Below are 791 nucleotides of genomic sequence, written 5' to 3' on the forward strand. Positions count from 1 at the left end.
GGCGAGGATCCCGGGAAAGGTGAAGACCCTGGCAACGGTGAAGACCCTGGCAACGGTGAAGAGCCCGGCAATGGCGAGTATCCCGGCAGCGGTGAAGACCCCGGCAATGGCGAGGAGGATCGAAATGCTTCTGGGGCAGGCAGCGGCGAAGCCGGTCAGATGGACCGTAACGACCAGACCGTGACGGACGTCGGTTTCACGGGCGACGGACAGCGCGATTCCGGCCCGGATGGCGCGTTGGCGAAGACCGGGTCCGATGCCGCGACCCGTTGGACGCTGGGTGCCGGCGGTACCGCCCTTGCTCTGGGGGCGGCCTTGGTTGCTGGCACGGGCCGGCATCGTCGCCGCCGGTCCTCTGAGCCCGCGTAGCCTAGGCGGCCACCCTGGTCGAGTGGGCCAAGTGCTCACCGGCGCTATGCAAGTGGCGTCGCGGGATAAGGGTTCGGCTGGTCCGCATAGGAGATCAGCCCCTGCTTGGGGTTGCCGTAGCGGCTCCTACCCGCGCAGCAGCCCACACCGGGGATGGGTCGCCCTTTCCCCGGCCGGCCGGAACCCGTGGGTGCCGGTGACGGTGCTACTCGGAACCGACGGTCCTCAGCAGTATCTGCGGATGACCTGCCGGGTCCTCGACTCCACTCAGCCTCTGGTGCCGCCGCTTTGGGGCACCCGACTGGGTATGTGTGGCCAACCGGCCGACTGCGGGCTGACGGTATCCGCTGCTGACCTGACTCAGGTCCCCGTCGGAGTCGGTGTCCGAGGCCGGAGTACGCCGGGCACCGGCAGGTCAGAGC

1 protein-coding gene is annotated in these 791 nt (G+C 68.8%); it reads right to left on the minus strand.

What is annotated here, in order from left to right:
• A partial coding sequence (locus tag VR44_RS45745; protein WP_045952375.1) for a hypothetical protein occupies positions 1 to 339 on the minus strand: 339 nt, incomplete at its 3' end.
• Between the last annotated feature and the right edge of the window lie 452 nt (positions 340 to 791).

It is taken from the genome of Streptomyces katrae (genome assembly GCF_000966975.1).
GTDB classification, from domain to species: domain Bacteria; phylum Actinomycetota; class Actinomycetes; order Streptomycetales; family Streptomycetaceae; genus Streptomyces; species Streptomyces katrae.